The sequence below is a fragment of the Paenarthrobacter sp. 10L420 genome (genome assembly GCF_056395385.1).
On record NZ_JBFTJK010000013.1, the window covers coordinates 1 to 14,260 of the forward strand.

Sequence of the window (14,260 nt, forward strand, 5' to 3'; positions counted from 1 at the left end):
ACAGGCACGGCTGCACAAAATTCGAAACCAGCTGAAAACCAAACCACCACACACGGGGGTGCGCAACGGCCTGGCCATAATTTCAACCAATCAATAAAACAATCGGCATCAACAAACTTGGCACACTATTGAGTTCTCAAACAACAGACACTAACCGGCACCACCAAAACCCCTAACAGGGCCACAGGATCGCTCCGGAGCAACTTTTCAAACTTACCCGATCAACCGGATCCATGCAAATCAACGTTTCCGCGATTTTCGATCCCGCCGCATCGGCCCCACCCGTTGCCGGCACGCCCAAAAGCGCACCATATTCCAGGCTGTTATCAAAGGGGTTGGCCCCCGCAGTTCCCAGCACCAGGCTGTCTCACTCGCGGCGACTCAGAAGACATTACACGCCCACCAGCCCCGACACAAATCAACCCCCACACCCCCAAAAACCCCGCAAACACACGCCAAACAACACCATCCACGGCTCAGAAACAGCCCGGAAGCACCAAAACAACTTCCGTGAGGCCCATCACACCAACCAAAGCCCCCCCGCCCCAGACAGCCGCGGCACCCAGCCCAGCAACCGCCGTCGAACATTCCGAACCCCGCCAACCCAAAAGCCGACACAACATGAGAGAACAAACCCCAAAACACGTCCGGACGTGAGAGAAGGACGCTCAAAAACAACGACGATGTGAGAGAACAACCGGAGGGGGCGGCAAATCAAACACAGAAAAGGCCGGCAACCATAACGGTTACCGGCCCTTTCGGAACTGAACTACTGAGAAAACCTAGGCTGAAACCTCAATGGTCGCCAGGTTCTTCTTGCCCCTGCGAAGGAGCAGGTAGCGGCCATGCAGGAGCTCGTCTAGGGCGATGACGGCATCGGGATCGGACACCTTTGTGTTGTTCACGTAGGCGCCACCCTCCCCCACGGTCCGGCGGGCTGCCGACTTGCTGTCGGACAAACCGGAGGCCACGAGCAAGTCAATGATGCCCAGACCGTCGGCGCTGATCTTCGCGGACGGAAGTTCCGCCGTCGCTGATTCCAGGGTGTGCTCGTCCAGGACGGTGAGGTCGCCGTTGCCGAAGAGCGCCGCGGAGGCGGCGATGACCTTCTCGGTCGCATCGATCCCGTGCACCAATGAGGTCACTTCGAATGCAAGCTTCTTCTGGCCTTCGCGGGAAAACGGGCGCTCAGCAACAGACTGGCCAAGCTCCTCAATTTCTGCACGTGAAAGGAAGGTGAAGACCTTTAGCCGATCGACAACATCGGCATCGGCCGTGTTCAACCAGAACTGGTAGAACGCGTACGGGCTGCACATTTCGGGGTCCAGCCAGATGGCGTTGCCCTCGCTCTTGCCGAACTTGGTGCCATCCGAGTTGGTGATGAGGGGCGTACCCAGGGCGTGGACGCTCTTGCCCTCCACCTTACGGATGAGTTCGGTACCGCTGGTGAGGTTGCCCCACTGGTCCGACCCCCCGGTCTGAAGTGCACAGCCGTAGTCGCGGAACAGTTGGAGGTAATCCATCCCCTGGAGGATCTGGTAGCTGAACTCGGTGTAGCTGATGCCCTCGTCGGAGCTCAACCGCGACGCGACAGCATCCTTGCGCAGCATGGTGCCCACCCGGAAGTGCTTACCGATTTCACGCAGGAAGTCGATGGCGCTCAGCGGCGCCGTCCAGTCCAGGTTGTTGACCATGCGCGCCGCGTTGTCGCCCTCAAAACTGAGGAAACGGCGCACCTGGCCCTGAAGGTAGCCGACCCACTCCGCAACTGTGTCTTTGGTGTTCAAGGTGCGTTCCGCCGTCGGACGCGGATCGCCGATCAGGCCCGTGGACCCGCCAACCAGGCCGAGCGGCTTGTGGCCGGCCAGCTGCAATCGACGCATCAGGAGGAGCTGCACCAGGTTACCCAGGTGGAGGGACGGGGCGGTGGGGTCGAAGCCACAGTAATACGTGATCGGGTCCCCGGCGAGCAGCTTTTCCAGTTCCGTTTCATCGGTGGAAACGTGGACAAGGCCGCGCCATTTGAGCTCCTGCCAGATGTTGGCAAAGGCGGGATCGTTGTGCTGGGACTCGATGTTGTTTACGTGTGACACGAGTTCTAAGTTAGCAGGATTGTTGAACCTGCTTTTCCTAGCGTTCAATGCCGGCAGGCAGCGGTGCGGCGGCGATGAGCCTGAGCCGCTGCGTGGGTCGGGTCATAGCGACGTAGAGGTCGCCCACCTTGCCGTGCTCATGATTGAGCATGGCGGCTGGTTCCAGGACAATGACGCCGTCAAATTCCAGGCCCTTCGCCTCCTTGGGACTGATGACCACGATGTCCTGCTCGTAGCTTCCGGCTCCCGAGCCGATGCGGCGGCCGTAGATCTCACGCAGCGCAGCAGCCGCCTGCGGCAGCAGTGGGCCGTCGGCGATCACAGCCAGCAGGCCGCCGTCGATTGCTTCCACTTCCTCAGGCAGGACCTCGACCAGGCGGGAAACAATTCCGTCCGCTTCGACGCGGTCCACAATGGGCCACCATTTGCCTTCGCGCACGGCCTTCGGAGCTGAGACCACCAGGCCTGCACGGTTGGCCATCCGGACAGCGGCTTCCGCGATCTGGGATGGCGTGCGGTAGTTGACGGTGAGCTCTTCGAGCTGCCAGCGGTCACCGAACGACGGCGCCAGCGCGCTTTGCCACGAATTGGCGCCGGCCGCGGCACTCGTTTGGGCGATGTCCCCCACGATTGTGAACGACTTCAGCGGGCAGCGACGCACGAGGAGCCGCCACTGCATGGCCGAAAGTTCCTGTGCCTCATCAACCACGATGTGGCCGAAAGCCCAGGAACGGTCGCTCGTGGCGCGCTCGGCTGCGGTGAGCCGATTCTCGCGTTCCTGGTTCTGGTCTGCCAGTTCTTCGGCGCTCACCAGGACGTCCACGCCCATGGCTTCCATGTTGGCCAGGGTCTGCTTGGCGTTGGCGAGATCGCGGGCGCGGTCGGCTTCCTGCTGGGCCAGTCCCCTGCCCGCAGCAGGGTCCAACTCACCCAGGAGCTCAGCAGCTTCGTCCAGGAGCGGCACGTCAGCCTCGGTCCAGGGAGCATCGACGGGCCGCTGCAGGAGCGACCGCTGTTCCGGTGTGAGGTGCGGCGTGCAGGCTTCCAGGATGGCGGGCTTGCTGAAGAGCTCCGAGATCAGCTTCTCGGGCGTCATCGGCATCCAGCACAGGTTCAAGGCGATACGGACGTCCCGGGCAGACCGGACGTCTTCGGCGAGGTAGGCGCGATCGGCGTTATTGCCGATGTTCGATTCCTCGACGAGGTCCGTCAGTTGCTCCGTGAGCTCACGGAGGAGGATCTTGACGAACGTCAGCCGGGCTTCATTGTGGGGTTTGCCGGTGGCCCGGGCCTTTTCCCGCGCCCGGCGGACCTGTCGGACGGTCAGCGTCAGCTTGCGGGAATCCACTTCGAGAATGCGGTCTTCTGCAGGCGTGCGCTGCCGGTTCGCTACAGCGTTGGCCACCACCGTGGCCATGTCGAGCTTGCCCTTGAGGGCTGCGACGTCGGGATCTTCCTCGGGAACAGCGTGGATTCCGGGCATGAGTCGGCCAAGACTGGCCATGACGACGCCGGTCTCGCCCAGCGACGGCAGCACACGCTCGATGTAGTGCATGAACGACGACGACGGTCCCACCAGCAGCACGCCGGCACTCTTGAGGCGATCACGGTGCGTGTACAGCAGGTAGGCGGCGCGGTGCAGTGCCACTGCGGTCTTACCCGTCCCCGGACCACCTTGCACGACGAGCGCGCCCGAGATCGAGGAACGGATGATCCTGTCCTGTTCGGACTGGATGGTCCCAACGATGTCCGACATGCGGCCCGTGCGCTTGGAGTTCAAGGCCGCGAGGAGCGCGCCTTCGCCCTGCAGGGAATCGTTGTCCGCGAGCATCCCGGCATCCAGGACATCGTCCTCGATCGCCTTCACGTCGCGGCCTTGCAGGATCAGGTGCCGACGGCGGCGCACACCTTGGCGGTCGAAAGCGGTGGCCTGGTAGAAGTGGCCGGCTTCGGGCGCGCGCCAGTCAACCATGAGCCTCTGGAGATCGGCCGTAGACAACCCGATGCGGCCAATGTACTGAGCCTCACCCGAGTCCAGATCCAGGCGGCCGAAAACCAGACGGTCATCGACGGCGTCGAGCTGGGCAAGGCGGTCCTCATACAGCGCGGCGAACGCGTCACGTTCGGACACGTTTTGCATGGTTCCCACTGCACCGGCCTTGCGCACCTGCGCCAGCTGGGCGCGCTTTTCTTCGCGCAGCTCATCGAGCCGGGCATATAGCCCAGCAACGTATTCCTGCTCGTGGACCAAATCAGCGTCGTGCATCGAACCGTAACCCCTATCGCAAAAGACAGACCGTCCATTCTACAGCGATTTTGGTAAACGCGTGGGGTGCAGGTCATATGGCGGACCAAGAGCCGAAGCTCACGCCCGGTTGCGTGGCCGCGCCGCTTTGTACCGTGAGACGGTCGGGTCATCTTCGATCCAAAAGCGCCAGGGATAGTCCGTACTTCCACCGGGGCCGGCCACTCCAACCCGCGGTCCGCTGGCCACGGCCGCTGCGGGCGTCGTAGGCAACCAGAGACTGAACGGTGAGGCGAGCGCGTCACGGCCGGTGTCCGCCGTCGTGAGTCCCAGCGCCGATGCCAAGCGCGCCGGTCCACTGGCCAGGTCCTTGTGCGTTTTGGAGGCGGGCCTGCGTAGAGTGGCAAGCCCCTCCCCTTCTACAATCTCGCCTGCCCGCAAGAGCAGCGCGGACGGTGAACCCTCGGGACCGCAGACGATGTTGGCGCAGTAGTGCATGCCGTAAGTGAAGTAGACGTACAGGAATCCCGGCGGTCCAAACATGGGCGCGTTCCGGGCCGTGGGACCGCCGAAGGTATGTGACCCGGGATCGGGGTGTTCGGAATCGCGTGGGCCCATATACGCCTCCACTTCGGTGAGTCTGACCGCGACCGGACCGGCTTCGGAGTGGTGGGTGAGCACGGCGCCAAGAATTAGTGGAGCGATAACACGGGGGTCGCCCTCAAGGAACTTACGCACTTTTTCGGGATTGCTGACTCCCTTCTCGATGGACGAGCTCATGCCCAGACCCTAGCAAAAATCGTGGAACGGCCATGTCCGATTTCCGCTAGCAGCGGACGTGGACTCCTGACAGGATGAAGGAATGGACTTCTGGCAGCGCTACAGGGCAATCGACGCCCGCGACACCCGTTTCGACGGACAATTCTTCACGGCTGTCAGCTCGACTGGTATCTACTGCCGGCCATCCTGCCCCGCCCGGACGCCGAAGGCAGAGAACGTCACGTTCTACGAGACCTCAGCCGCTGCCCACGAAGCCGGGTACCGCGCCTGCAAGCGATGCCTCCCTGAAGCCGTTCCCGGCACGCCCGCTTGGAACATCCGCTCTGACATCGCCGGCCGTGCAATGCGTTTGATCAACGACGGCGTGATCACCCGCGAGGGGGTCGACGGCCTGGCGCAACGGCTGGGCTACTCGGCGCGCCAGCTCAACCGGATCCTCAGCCATGAGCTGGGCGCAGGCCCCCTGTCGCTGGCACGGGCCAGCAGGGCGCAGACAGCCAGGACGCTGTTGGTCTCAACGAACATGCTCTTCGCCGACGTCGCCTTCGCCTCGGGGTTCAACAGCGTGCGGCAATTCAACGACACAATCGGCGAGGTTTTTGCGATGACCCCGACGGCGTTGCGTGCCACGGGAGCGAGGTCCGGCGTTCGCCGGGGTGCTGTCGCGCCTACTGCTCTAACACTTAACCTGCCCTACAGGGAACCATTCGATCCAGGCATCTTCGACTTCCTGGCCGTCCGTGCGGTGCCCGGAATTGAAGTGGCGCGTACCGCAGCCCACGGAACCAGGAGCTATGGCCGCACGCTCCGCCTCCCTCGAGGCAGTGCCTCTTTCTCCGTGGTCTACAGCCCCTCGACGCCGGGCAAGCCCTTGCAGTTGACGGCCACCGCTGTAGATCTGCACGACCTTCCTGCATTGTTGAGCCGCGTCCGGAGGTTATTCGACCTGGACGCGGACCCGCAGGCAATCGACGAAGCACTGGGAACGGACCCCCGACTCACGGGAAGTGTCGCGACGATTCCCGGAATTCGTGTGCCGGGAGCAGTGGACCCCCAGGAATTGCTGGTCAGGGCAATGATTGGTCAGCAAATCACCGTTGCTGCCGCTCGAACAGCACTGACACAGTTGTCCGTTGTTGGCTCCCTCGCCGAGACCCCCACCCCCGGGCTGGAGCGGCAGTTTCCGACGCCGGCTGAAATCGCCGAACACGGACGCGAGTTGCTGCGGGGACCTCAGCGTCGCATCGAGTCCGTCGTTGCTGCGGCCGAAGCAATGGCCACCGGAGCCCTTGAGTTTGGCTACGGCGACGACGTTGACGCGCTGGAGCGCAAGCTGCTGCCGTTGCCAGGAGTTGGGCCGTGGACTGTAGGGTACGTCGCCATGCGGGTGCTCGGAGCGCCGGACGTTTTCCTGGGCAATGACGCGGCAGTTCGAAACGGGTTGAGAGTCCTCCCGCCTGGCGCTGGCCTGAGCTCTGACTTCCGGGAAGTGAGCCCTTGGCGGTCCTACGCCACCATGCACTTGTGGCGGGCGGCAGCAAAGCCCAAGGACACATCGGCCGAAAAGCGTCAGGACGTGAGAGAGCGTCTGCCCAAACCGGTCAGGACGTGAGAGAAGATCGCCCCAAAAGCCGCAGGACGTGAGAGAAGATCGCCCCAAAAGCCGCAGGACGTGAGAGAAGATCGGCCCAAACCGGTCAGGACGTGAGAGAGCATCGGCCCAAACCGGTCAGGACGTGAGAGAGGATCGGCGGTCAGGACGTGAGAGAAGATCGGCCCAAACCGGTCAGGACGTGAGAGAGGATCGCTAGCGGGCGGCGGGAGCGGCGGCGGGCCATGGGAGCAGCTCGGGCAAGTCGACGCCGTCGGCAGCCGCGGTGGCGCGCAGGCTTCCCAGGCTCGGTTCGCGGCCGGCGAGCCATGCAGCAATGTCCGTGAGCATGCCCGTAATGGCAATTGATGTGGTGCCGTGGCCAATAACTTGCTGGGGCAGGCCCGTGGGCTGCAGGACAAATTTGTACGTCTCGGGAACGCGTGCTTCGAGGAAAGTGAACAGGTGTTCGCAGAAGGGGCGGCTCCAGGTTTCCGGGCCGTAGCCCAAACCCACGTCCGAAGCGTGGATGACGAGTTCCCGCCAGAGCGCCAGACCGCCGTCGAGGACTGTTCCGTTCCTGTAGCTGATGCGGGCTTGCCAATCATCTGGTCCCAAGGCATCGAAAGCAGAGAGGGCCCGCGCCAAGGCCGTTTCCACGGACTGCTTGTGTTCCTGAAGGCTGTGCCCGGCGGCAAGTTCGATCGCTTTGGTGCGGCCCGCAACTCCCCCGTCATACAGTTCGATGCTTTCGCCACGCCGCGCGAATTCCAGTTGCCGGGCCATGGCATTCGCAATTCCGGCAAGGTGGGCCAGAACATGGCCGCGGGTCCAGTCCGGGAGTTCGGACGGTTCCGGGATCGAAGCGTCCTCGAGTTTGGCAAGGATACGGGTGACGACGTCAGCGGCTTTGTGAAGCTCTGCGGGCAGCGTCTCAGCTGTGATTGCGGTCATAGCGCCATGTTAACGCACAGCGGGACGGCATCCCGTGGCAGACCGGCCTGGAAGCCTGCCTGCGGGGTGCCGTCCCGTCGTGGTTTCACTGGCGAAACGGTTCAGCCGGCGTAGCTGCGCGCTGCGTCCAGTTCTGCTTTGAGCGCCACCATTTGGCGTTCGACGGCGGCCGGTGCTGTTCCGCCCTGGGAGTTGCGACTGTTGAGCGAACCCTCAGTGCTCAGCACGCTGCGGACCTCGGGAGTCAGGTGCTCCGAGATCGCTGAATATTCTTCATCCGTCAGGTCCCACAGCTCAACCCCACGGCCTTCGGCCTGCTTGACTGCAGCACCTGAAAGCTCGTGTGCTTCACGGAAGGGAACGCCCTGGCGGACGAGCCATTCTGCGATGTCCGTGGCCAGCGCAAAGCCCTGGGGAGCCAGGGACTCCATGCGCTCGGTGTTGAACTTCAGGGTCGCGATCATGCCGGACACGGCCGGAAGCAACAGCTCCAGGGTGTCGGCGGCGTCGAACACCGGTTCCTTGTCCTCCTGAAGATCGCGGTTGTACGCGAGCGGCAGGCCCTTGAGCGTTGCCAGCAGTCCGGTCAGGTTGCCGATGAGGCGTCCTGCCTTGCCGCGCGCGAGCTCGGCAACGTCCGGGTTCTTCTTCTGCGGCATGATCGAGGACCCAGTGGAGTACGAGTCGTGCAGGGTCACGAAGGAGAATTCCTTGGTTGCCCAGAAGATGACTTCCTCGGAGATCCGGGACAGATCAACGCCAATCATGGAGCAGACCCATGCGAACTCGGCGAAGACATCGCGGGAGGCGGTGCCATCGATCGAGTTATGGACAGCCGAGAAGAAGCCAAGATCAGCTGCAACGGCCTCTGGGTCCAGTCCCAACGACGAACCTGCCAGGGCACCCGAACCGTATGGCGAAACGCCGGCACGCTTGTCCCAGTCCTGGAGGCGCTGCACATCGCGCAGCAATGCCCACGCGTGGGCAAGGAGGTGATGGCTCAGCAATACCGGCTGGGCATGCTGCAGGTGGGTCCGGCCAGGCATGGCCACACCTTGGTGTGCCTGGGCCTGGTCAACAAGGGCATCAATCGTGGCAAGGACACCGCTGGCAATGATCCTTGCATGATCGCGCAGGAACATCCGGCCGAGCGTTGCCACTTGGTCGTTGCGGGACCGGCCGGCACGAAGCTTGCCGCCCAACTGGGTTCCGGCACGCTCGATCAGGCCACGTTCCAGTGATCCGTGAACGTCCTCGTCGCTCTCGGCCGGCAGGTAGGCGCCGCTCGCGACGTCCTCGTCCAGCTGGGTGAGGGCGGCGAGCATGCCTTCAAGCTCGGCGTCGTCCAGCAGACCGGCCTTGGCCAGCACACGGGCGTGCGCCTTGGAGCCGGCGATGTCATAGCGGGCCAGCCGCCAGTCAAAGTGCGTGGACTTGCTCAATGCTGCCAGCGCATCCGCGGGGCCGCCGGCGAACCGGCCGCCCCACAGTGCACCTTCGTTTGTGGCGCTTGTCATTCGCCGGCAACCCGCAGGTCGCGGCCCGAGGCAACCTTGGAGGACATGCCCCACAGCTCGATGAAGCCCCGTGCCATGGACTGGTCGAAGGTGTCGCCGGTGTCGTAGGTGGCGAGGTCGAAGTCGTACAGCGAGGTCTCGGAGCGACGACCGTTGACGATTGCCTGCCCGCCGTGGAGGACCATCCGGATGTCGCCGGAAACGTACCGCTGGGTGTCCTCGATGAAGGCGTCCAGGGAGCGCTTGAGCGGGGAGAACCACTGGCCGTCGTAGACCAGCTCTGCCCAGCGCTGGCCAACGGTGGCCTTGAAACGGGCCTGCTCGCGCTCGATGGTGATGTCCTCGAGGTGCTTGTGCGCGGTGATAAGCGCCATGGCACCGGGTGCTTCGTAGATTTCGCGGGACTTGATGCCCACCAGGCGGTCCTCGACGACGTCGATGCGGCCAACACCCTGGGCGCCTGCACGGCGGTTCAGTTCCTGGATTGCCTGCAACGGGGTGACCTTGACGCCGTCGATCGCTACCGGTACGCCAGCCTGGAAGGAAATGGTGACCTCATCCGGTGCCGGCGGGAATTCCGGGGTGGCGGTGTAGTCGTAGATGTCCTTGGTGGGAGCGTTCCAGATGTCCTCGAGGTAACCGGTCTCGACGGCGCGTCCCCAGACGTTCTGGTCGATCGAGTACGGGTTCTTCTTGGTGGTCTCGATCGGCAGTCCCTTTTCCTCGGCGAAGGCGATGGCCTTGTCGCGGGTCAGGGCGAGGTCGCGGACCGGTGCGATGCACTTAAGGTCCGGGCCGAGGGTCTGGATGCCAACTTCGAAGCGGACCTGGTCGTTGCCCTTGCCGGTGCAGCCGTGGGCAACGGTGGTGGCACCGAATTCGCGGGCTGCCTTCACGAGGTGCTTTACGATGACCGGACGCGAGATAGCGGAAACCAGCGGGTAGTGGCCCTGGTAGAGGGCGTTGGCCTTCAGCGTGGGCATGGCGTACTCGTTGGCGAATTCGTCGCGGGCGTCGGCCACGTAAGCCTCGACGGCGCCGCAACCCAGGGCGCGCTGGCGGATGGTCTCCAGGGACTCGCCGCCCTGTCCGACGTCGACGGCCACAGCGATGACCTCGGCGCCGGTTGCTTCACCGATCCAGCCAATGGCTACGGACGTATCAAGGCCACCGGAGTAGGCCAGAACAATGCGCTCAGTCACGAGAGTGCTCCTTTGTTGTTGCTTGGTTCATTTGAAATCAATGCTGTGTGAATCAATGCTGTGTGAATCAATGCTGTGAAAGTCATGGGCCGCGTCCACGGCGGTTAGTTTCCGGGTCCGGCTTCCTCGGCCAACTGGAGGAAGCGAGCCGCGAGTTCCGCCCCGCCGCCGGGATCCCTGGCAACCAACAGCAGTGTGTCGTCGCCTGCGATCGTACCCAATACCGACGGCATTACGGAGTGGTCGATGGCCAGTGCCAGGAAGTTCGCGGCCCCCGGAGGTGTTCGCAGGACCACAATGTTGCCCGAGGCCTCGGCGGTGACCAACAGTTCACCGCATAGCCGGGTCAGCCGCGCATCCAGGATTTCCTGAGTGACGCCGCTCTTGGCGTTGCGGTCCCCACCCTCCCCCGGAACGGCATAGACCAGGGCGCCTTCCTTGCCCCTGACCCGGACCGCGCCCAGTTCCACAAGGTCGCGGGACAGCGTGGCTTGGGTGACCTGAACGCCGTCGTCCGCCAGCAGGGCTGCAAGCTCTGCCTGGGAACGCACGGACTCACCCGTCAGGATCGCGGTAATACGCGCCTGTCGGGCAGTCTTGGTGGCCGGGCTGGCGCCCGGAACCGACGGATTCGTGGACACTAGAACGTGCTCTCCCCGGTACCTTCAACAGGTGAAAGGCCATCGACAAAAGCAAGCCCCGAGCGGTGCATCAGCCAGGCCATCAGCGCCTTCTGGGCGTGGAGGCGGTTCTCCGCCTCGTCCCAGACGATGGACTGCGGGCCGTCAATAACCCCAGCGGAAATCTCATAGCCGCGGTATGCCGGAAGGCAGTGAAGCACGACGGCGTCGGGTGCGGCCTGCGCCATGGCTGCCTCATCGACGGAGTAGTCGCGGAACAACTGCATCCGGGCTTCCTTCTCGGCTTCCTGGCCCATTGACACCCAGGTGTCTGTAGCCACGACGTCGGCGCCCTTAAGGGCTTCCGCGGCATCGCTCGTAATGAGCACCGAACCACCGGTCTCAGCGGCACGCTCTTCTGCGGCAGCGACGATGTCGGCTGCTGGCAGATAGCCTTCGGGCCCGGAAATTCGGACGTGCATGCCAGCCGTAACGCCAGCCAAAAGGTACGAATTGGCCATGTTATTGGCCGCATCACCGAGGTAGGCCATGCTCAGGCCCTTCAGTTCACCTTTGTGCTCCTTGACCGCCAGAAGGTCGGCGAGGAGCTGGCAGGGGTGGTAGTCGTCGCAGAGGGCATTGATGACGGGCACCTTCGAGTTTTCCGCCATGGCCACGAGGCCGGAGTGGGCCCCGGTCCGCCACACGATGGTGGAGACCATGCGCTCCAGGACCTTCGCAGTGTCCTCCACGGATTCCTTGTGACCGATCTGTGCTTCACCGGGATTGATGATGAGGGCGTTGCCTCCCATGTCCGCGATGCCGGTGGCGAAGGAAACACGGGTGCGGGTGGAGGTTTTGTCGAAGATGACAGCGACGGTCTTGCGTCCGTTGCCATCGGCTGCGAAGGGCTGGACGCTGTAGGGCGCCGCCTTCATGCGGGCAGCGAGCTCAAGGACCTCGGCCTGCTCGGCCGGGCTCAGGTCCGTGTCCTTGAGGAAGTGACGGGTGGTGGTGGGTGTAGTCACTGTGCGTCCTTAGCGGTGGTGGCTGTAGCCGTAGCGATCAGGGTGGGAAGAGCGTCCAGGAAACGGTCCGCTTGATCGATGGTCAGGATCAGCGGCGGCGCGAGGCGGATGGTCCGCGGGCCCGGGCTGTTGATGATGAAGCCGGCATCCAACGCTGCGGTAACCATGGCGGGTGCGACGTCGGCGTTCACATCGAACCCGATTAACAGGCCCTCGCCGCGAACTTCAGTGACAGCCTCGATGGCGGCCAGTCCCTTGCGAAGATGAGCGCCGACTGCCAGTACGTTCTGCAGCACACCCTGGCTCTCGATCGCGTGCAGCGTGGCAAGAGCGGCGGCCGTGGCCACCGGGTTTCCACCGAAAGTGGTTCCGTGCTGTCCGGCGGTGAGCAGGGCCGACGTCGTGCTGCCGAGGGTGATCAGCGCACCAATGGGGAACCCGCCACCAAGTCCCTTGGCAAGCGTGATGGCATCGGGAACGATGCCCGCATCCTCGCTGGCGAGCCATTTGCCGGTCCGGCCAATGCCTGTCTGGACCTCGTCCAAAATCAACAAGGCGCCAGCCGCCGTAGTGGCTTCACGTGCCGCCTGCAGGTATTCGGCGCTCAGCGGCCGGACACCCGCTTCGCCTTGGATTGGTTCCAGGAAGACGGCTGCTGTGGATTCGTCGACGGCGGAGCGCAGGGCTTCGATGTCACCGAACGGGATGTGGACCACGCCGCCGGGCAGGGGCTCGAACGGTGTCCGGTAAGCTTCTTTCGCCGTGAGTGCGAGGGCGCCCATGGTGCGGCCATGGAAAGCCCCCTCAAGCGCGATGATCTTGGTCCGCTTGGCGTCGCTGTTCCGGCGGGCCAGCTTGAACGCTGCCTCGTTGGCTTCCGTGCCGGAGTTGGCAAAGAAAACCTTGGAACCGGCAGGAGCGTTGGTGATGGCCAGGAGCTTTTCAGCCAGGGCGATCTGCGTGGGGCTCGTAAAGAAGTTGGACACGTGTCCAAGCGTGGCGAGCTGGCTGGAAATGACTGAGGTGACGAACGGGTGGGCGTGGCCCAGGGCGTTCACGGCAATGCCGCCCAGGAGGTCCAGGTACTCCTTCCCGTCGGCGTCCCACACGAGGCAACCCGCACCGCGGACGAGGACCCGCTGCGGTGTGCCGAAGACACCCATAAGGGATGACGAGTAGCGGGCCAGCCAGTCAGCGCCTGAGCTCTGGGAAACGAGCGCGGTTGCGGCAGCCTCCGCAGCGATAGCGGTATGGCTCAGTTCGGTGCTCATGCGTTCACTTCCTCGTCGGGAACAACTTGCGTGCCGATGCCGGCGGTGGTGAAAGTTTCCAGCAGCATCGAGTGCGGCAGGCGGCCATCCACGATGTGCGCGCGTTCCACGCCTTCGTCGATAGCCTTCAGGCACGCGGCCATCTTCGGGATCATTCCGGACTCGAGCTTGGGTAGCATCTCGCGGAGTTCGGACGCGGTCAGCGAAGAGATCAGCGATGATTTGTCCGGCCAGTTCGCGTAGAGCCCCTCGACGTCGGTCAGGATGACGAGCTTGGTGGCGCCCAACGCCGATGCGACAGCTGCGGCCGCCGTGTCTGCGTTGACGTTCAGGACCTGGCCGGTAGTGGGACCGGAACCGTTCCCGTCGTCGAGGATTTCCGGGGCGACCGTCGAGATCACCGGGATGCGACCGGCGTCGAGGATGTCCTTGATCCCGGCGGGGTCCACGCCTACGACTTCGCCCACCAGGCCGAGGTCAACTTCCTCGCCGTCCACCACGGTGCCCGTGCGGACTGCGCGCAACAGGCCGCCATCCTCGCCGGACATGCCAACGGCGTAAGGACCATGGGAGTTGATCAAGCCGACCAGTTCGCGTCCCACCTGACCTGTGAGGACCATCCGCACCACGTCCATGGCTTCCGGAGTGGTGACACGCAGTCCACCCTTGAACTCGGACTCAATGCCAAGCCTGCCCAGCATGGAGTTGATCTGGGGGCCGCCGCCGTGGACCACTACAGGGTGGATGCCCACGTGGTGGAGGAACACGATGTCCTCGGCGAAGGCGCGGCGAAGGTCATCGTTGACCATGGCGTTGCCGCCATACTTGATCACCATGGTGGTGCCGGCAAAACGCTGGATCCACGGCAGTGCCTCGATCAGGGTGCCCGCTTTGTCCTGGGCCGCTTCCGCCGAAACGTGACTCGTGGAGGTGGTTTCCCGGGTATGCGCAGTCATAGT

General features: G+C 63.7%; 11 protein-coding genes. 1 reads left to right on the plus strand and 10 read right to left on the minus strand.

Going from position 1 to position 14,260, the window contains the following annotated elements; translation table 11 throughout:
* Window positions 1-782: 782 nt before the first annotated feature.
* From tyrS to AC1DD5_RS17385, 3 genes are all read right to left on the minus strand, one after another.
* Window positions 783-2,093 (minus strand): tyrosine--tRNA ligase, encoded by a 1,311-nt coding sequence (tyrS, locus tag AC1DD5_RS17375; RefSeq protein WP_477522255.1) that lies wholly within the window; start codon window positions 2,091-2,093, stop codon window positions 783-785.
* Window positions 2,094-2,130: 37 nt separating this feature from the next.
* Entirely contained in the window at window positions 2,131-4,359 is a 2,229-nt protein-coding gene (locus AC1DD5_RS17380) for a HelD family protein (RefSeq protein ID WP_442005833.1), read from the minus strand.
* 99 nt (window positions 4,360-4,458) lie between these two features.
* Window positions 4,459-5,118, minus strand: coding sequence for a DNA-3-methyladenine glycosylase (locus tag AC1DD5_RS17385; RefSeq protein ID WP_477522256.1), 660 nt, complete (start codon window positions 5,116-5,118; stop codon window positions 4,459-4,461).
* Between the two features lie 82 nt (window positions 5,119-5,200).
* Here AC1DD5_RS17385 and AC1DD5_RS17390 point away from each other — a divergent pair, with 82 nt between their 5' ends.
* Window positions 5,201-6,730 (plus strand): AlkA N-terminal domain-containing protein, encoded by a 1,530-nt coding sequence (locus AC1DD5_RS17390; RefSeq protein ID WP_477522257.1) that lies wholly within the window; start codon window positions 5,201-5,203, stop codon window positions 6,728-6,730.
* Window positions 6,731-6,925: 195 nt separating this feature from the next.
* Here the strand turns inward: AC1DD5_RS17390 and AC1DD5_RS17395 are convergent, their stop codons facing one another.
* The 7 genes from AC1DD5_RS17395 to argB all read right to left on the minus strand — a co-directional run bounded on the left by AC1DD5_RS17395 (window position 6,926) and on the right by argB (window position 14,257).
* Entirely contained in the window at window positions 6,926-7,663 is a 738-nt protein-coding gene (locus AC1DD5_RS17395) for a maleylpyruvate isomerase family mycothiol-dependent enzyme (RefSeq protein ID WP_477522258.1), read from the minus strand.
* Window positions 7,664-7,764: 101 nt separating this feature from the next.
* Window positions 7,765-9,180, minus strand: a complete 1,416-nt coding sequence (argH, locus tag AC1DD5_RS17400; protein ID WP_477522259.1) for an argininosuccinate lyase — start codon at window positions 9,178-9,180, stop codon at window positions 7,765-7,767.
* Window positions 9,177-10,382, minus strand: coding sequence for an argininosuccinate synthase (locus tag AC1DD5_RS17405; RefSeq protein WP_442019254.1), 1,206 nt, complete (start codon window positions 10,380-10,382; stop codon window positions 9,177-9,179). Before AC1DD5_RS17405 ends, argH begins: the two co-directional genes overlap by 4 nt.
* Before the next feature lie 104 nt (window positions 10,383-10,486).
* A complete protein-coding gene (locus AC1DD5_RS17410; protein ID WP_442019253.1) occupies window positions 10,487-11,023 on the minus strand; it encodes an arginine repressor in 537 nt (178 codons plus the stop codon).
* On the minus strand, window positions 11,023-12,030 hold the full coding sequence (gene argF, locus AC1DD5_RS17415; protein WP_431119559.1) for an ornithine carbamoyltransferase: 1,008 nt from the start codon (window positions 12,028-12,030) through the stop codon (window positions 11,023-11,025). Before argF ends, AC1DD5_RS17410 begins: the two co-directional genes overlap by 1 nt.
* Window positions 12,027-13,301, minus strand: a complete 1,275-nt coding sequence (locus AC1DD5_RS17420) for an acetylornithine transaminase (protein WP_442019252.1) — start codon at window positions 13,299-13,301, stop codon at window positions 12,027-12,029. The genes argF and AC1DD5_RS17420 overlap by 4 nt, the downstream gene beginning before the upstream one ends.
* The gene (gene argB, locus AC1DD5_RS17425) at window positions 13,298-14,257 is read right to left on the minus strand and encodes an acetylglutamate kinase (RefSeq protein WP_442019251.1); all 960 of its coding nucleotides are present in this window, start codon (window positions 14,255-14,257) and stop codon (window positions 13,298-13,300) included. The genes AC1DD5_RS17420 and argB overlap by 4 nt, the downstream gene beginning before the upstream one ends.
* Window positions 14,258-14,260 lie beyond the last annotated feature (3 nt).